The sequence below is a fragment of the Pseudomonas sp. PWP3-1b2 genome, assembly GCF_049896045.1.
Taxonomy (GTDB): domain Bacteria; phylum Pseudomonadota; class Gammaproteobacteria; order Pseudomonadales; family Pseudomonadaceae; genus Aquipseudomonas; species Aquipseudomonas antarctica_B.
This window is the reverse complement of sequence record NZ_JAFCTN010000079.1, coordinates 1-3621: the sequence shown is the minus strand read 5'-3', so window position 1 is coordinate 3621 and position 3621 is coordinate 1. Positions and strand designations below refer to the sequence as shown.

The following is a 3621-nucleotide window of genomic DNA, read 5'->3' as shown; positions in this document are numbered from 1 at the left end:
GCGCGTTGTCATTAGTAACCTAACTGTCTATACTCGGCCACCGACCGCCAAGGGCTTTTGGGCTTGCTTTCATTGGGGGTCGCACTCCCTGGGTGGTGCTTACCTGACCAGTGCACTCCCCGACAACTTTGCCCTGATTGTTAGGGGCTCTTAAGTGTGAAAAAAGCCGTGAATAGCCAACGACCTGTAAACCTAGACCTAAGGACCATCAAACTCCCCATCACCGGCGTTACGTCGTTCCTGCACCGTGTTTCCGGCATCATCCTGTTCCTGGGCCTTGGCATCATGCTCTATGCATTGGGCAAATCCCTGGGTTCTGAGGAAGGTTTCGCCGAGGTGAAGGCATGCTTGACCAGCCCGCTGGCCAAGTTCGTAGCATGGGGCCTCCTTTCTGCTCTGCTGTATCACCTGGTAGCCGGCGTGCGCCACTTGATTATGGATGCGGGCATCGGTGAGACGCTGGAAGGCGGCCGCCTGGGCTCGAAAATCATCATCGCCATTTCCGTGGTGCTGATCGTTCTCGCAGGAGTTTGGATATGGTAACCAGCGTTACGAACCTATCGCGTTCGGGCCTCTATGACTGGATGGCACAGCGCGTGTCTGCGGTTGTTCTCGCGGCTTATTTCATCTTCCTGATCGGATACCTCGTCGCACACCCGGGCATCAGCTTCGAGCAATGGCACGGCCTGTTCGCCCACAATGCGATGCGAATCTTCAGTCTGCTGGCCCTTGTAGCCCTGGGCGCACACGCCTGGGTCGGCATGTGGACCATCGCCACCGACTACCTGACGCCGATGGCGCTGGGCAAGTCTGCGACCGCAGTCCGTTTCCTCTTCCAGGCAGTCTGCGGCATTGCGATGTTCGCTTACTTCGTCTGGGGTGTGCAGATTCTTTGGGGTATCTGATCCATGGCTAACATTCCAACTATTTCCTTCGACGCCATCATCATTGGTGGCGGCGGTGCTGGCATGCGCGCAGCGCTGCAGCTGGCTCAGGGCGGTCACAAGACTGCCGTGATCACGAAAGTGTTCCCGACGCGTTCCCACACCGTATCGGCCCAGGGTGGCATCACCTGTGCCATCGCCTCTGCCGACCCGAACGATGACTGGCGCTGGCACATGTACGATACCGTCAAGGGTTCCGACTATATCGGTGACCAGGACGCTATCGAATACATGTGTCAGGAAGGCCCGGCTGCGGTCTACGAGCTGGACCACATGGGCATGCCGTTCTCGCGTACCGAACAGGGCCGTATCTATCAGCGCCCATTCGGCGGTCAGTCGAAGGATTACGGTAAAGGCGGGCAGGCTGCCCGTACCTGCGCCGCGTCCGACCGTACCGGTCACGCGCTGCTGCACACCCTTTATCAGGGCAACCTGAAAGCCGGTACCACGTTCCTGAACGAGTACTACGCGGTTGATCTGGTGAAGAATGCCGACGGCGCCTTCGTCGGCGTAATCGCTATCTGCATCGAAACCGGTGAAACCACCTACATCCGCGCCAAGGCGACTGTTCTGGCCACCGGCGGTGCAGGCCGTATCTATGCGTCGACCACCAATGCCCTGATCAACACCGGTGACGGCGTCGGCATGGCTCTGCGTGCTGGCGTGCCGGTACAAGACATTGAAATGTGGCAGTTCCACCCGACCGGTATCGCCGGCGCGGGCGTACTGGTTACCGAAGGTTGCCGTGGTGAAGGTGGATACCTGATCAACAAGCACGGCGAGCGTTTCATGGAGCGTTATGCTCCGAACGCGAAAGACCTGGCCGGTCGTGACGTTGTTGCGCGTTCCATGGTCAAGGAAATCATCGCCGGTAACGGCTGTGGCCCGAACGGCGACCACGTACTGCTCAAGCTCGATCACCTTGGTGAAGAAGTGCTGCACAGCCGCCTGCCAGGTATCTGTGAGCTGTCCAAGACTTTTGCCCACGTTGACCCGGTGGTTGCTCCGGTTCCGGTTGTTCCGACTTGCCACTATATGATGGGCGGCGTGCCGACCAACATTCATGGCCAGGCGATCACCCAGAACGCTGAAGGCGTGGACGAAATCATCCATGGCCTGTTCGCAGTAGGCGAAGTGGCTTGCGTGTCGGTACACGGTGCCAACCGTCTGGGCGGCAACTCGCTGCTCGACCTGGTGGTATTCGGCCGCGCTGCCGGCCTGCACCTCGAGAAAGCGCTGACCGACGGCATCGAATACGATGACGCGACCGACGCCAACATCGAAGCCGCCCTGGCCCGTCTGAACGCTCTGAACGAGCGCACTGATGGCGAAGACGTGGCTACCCTGCGTCGCGAGCTGCAAAACTGCATGCAGAACTACTTCGGTGTGTTCCGCACCGGCGAATACATGCAGAAAGGTATTGCCCAGTTGGCCGACCTGCGCGTGCGCATCGCCAACGTCAAGATCAACGATAAGAGCCAGGCGTTCAACACCGCTCGTATCGAAGCCCTTGAACTGCAAAACCTGCTGGAAGTAGCTGAAGCGACGGCGATCGCCGCCGAGGTTCGTAAAGAATCCCGTGGTGCTCACGCTCGTGAAGACTTTGAAGACCGCGACGACGAAAACTGGTTGTGCCACACCCTGTTCTTCCCGGGTGACAAGCGCGTAACCAAACGTGCCGTCAACTTCTCGCCGAAGACGGTGCCGACGTTTGAACCGAAGATTCGGACTTACTAAGGGTGGCTGCCATGTTGAAAGTCAGTGTTTATCGCTACAACCCTGATCAGGACGCTGCGCCGTTCATGCAGGAATTCCAGGTCGATACCGGTGGTAAAGACCTGATGGTGCTGGACGTGCTGGCGCTGATCAAAGAGCAGGACGAGGGGTTCTCCTATCGTCGCTCTTGCCGTGAAGGTGTGTGCGGTTCCGACGGCATGAACATCAACGGCAAAAACGGCCTGGCGTGCATCACGCCGCTGTCTGCCGTGGTCAAAGGCAACAAGCTGATCGTTCGTCCTCTGCCAGGTTTGCCGGTTATCCGTGACCTGGTTGTCGATATGAGCATCTTCTACAAGCAATACGAGAAAGTTAAGCCATTCCTGCAGAACGACACGCCGGCTCCGGCCATCGAACGTCTGCAGTCCCCGGAAGAGCGTGAAAAACTCGACGGTCTGTACGAGTGCATCCTGTGCGCTTGCTGCTCGACTTCGTGCCCGTCCTTCTGGTGGAACCCGGACAAGTTCCTGGGTCCAGCCGCTCTGCTGCAAGCGTACCGCTTCCTGGCAGACAGCCGTGACACCAAGAGGACCGAGCGTCTGGCTTCACTGGATGACCCGTTCAGCGTATTCCGCTGCCGCGGGATCATGAACTGCGTCAACGTGTGTCCCAAAGGCCTGAACCCGACTAAGGCCATTGGTCACATCCGTAACATGCTGCTGCAAAGCGGCGTGTAACAGACGTTGTAACAAAGCAGGACCGTTGTGCCCGTAAATGCTGCGGCGCAGGCTTCAACCGGCGCCGTAGTTTTAACTTGAGCAGCGACTTACAAAGCCGCAGCTCTTATTTTGAAGAAATGAGACAAGCAGGGGCATTCGGGTTGGTACCCGAACTATCAGCGTGATCCTAAGTGGCTTGTTTTGGTCGCTGCACTTGGCCTTTTGCAAGCAAACTCGGTGTT

At 58.1% G+C, this 3621-nt stretch carries 4 protein-coding genes; all 4 read left to right on the top strand.

All coding sequences use genetic code 11. From position 1 onward, the window contains the following. Positions 1-156: 156 nt before the first annotated feature. Genes sdhC through ACP7A2_RS26890 form a run of 4 tightly spaced genes read left to right on the top strand, consistent with a single transcriptional unit; the run spans position 157 to position 3397 of the window. Entirely contained in the window at positions 157-543 is a 387-nt protein-coding gene (gene sdhC, locus ACP7A2_RS26905) for a succinate dehydrogenase, cytochrome b556 subunit (RefSeq protein ID WP_375069800.1), read from the top strand. Further along, positions 537-905 carry a succinate dehydrogenase, hydrophobic membrane anchor protein gene (gene sdhD / locus ACP7A2_RS26900; RefSeq protein WP_348062637.1) on the top strand — a complete coding sequence of 123 codons (369 nt, stop codon included), beginning with the start codon at positions 537-539 and terminating at the stop codon, positions 903-905. The genes sdhC and sdhD overlap by 7 nt, the downstream gene beginning before the upstream one ends. Before the next feature lie 3 nt (positions 906-908). Next, on the top strand, positions 909-2681 hold the full coding sequence (gene sdhA / locus ACP7A2_RS26895; protein WP_426136827.1) for a succinate dehydrogenase flavoprotein subunit: 1773 nt from the start codon (positions 909-911) through the stop codon (positions 2679-2681). A gap of 11 nt (positions 2682-2692) precedes the next feature. Continuing rightward, positions 2693-3397 (top strand): succinate dehydrogenase iron-sulfur subunit, encoded by a 705-nt coding sequence (locus ACP7A2_RS26890; protein WP_375069796.1) that lies wholly within the window; start codon positions 2693-2695, stop codon positions 3395-3397. The last annotated feature ends 224 nt before the right edge of the window (positions 3398-3621 follow it).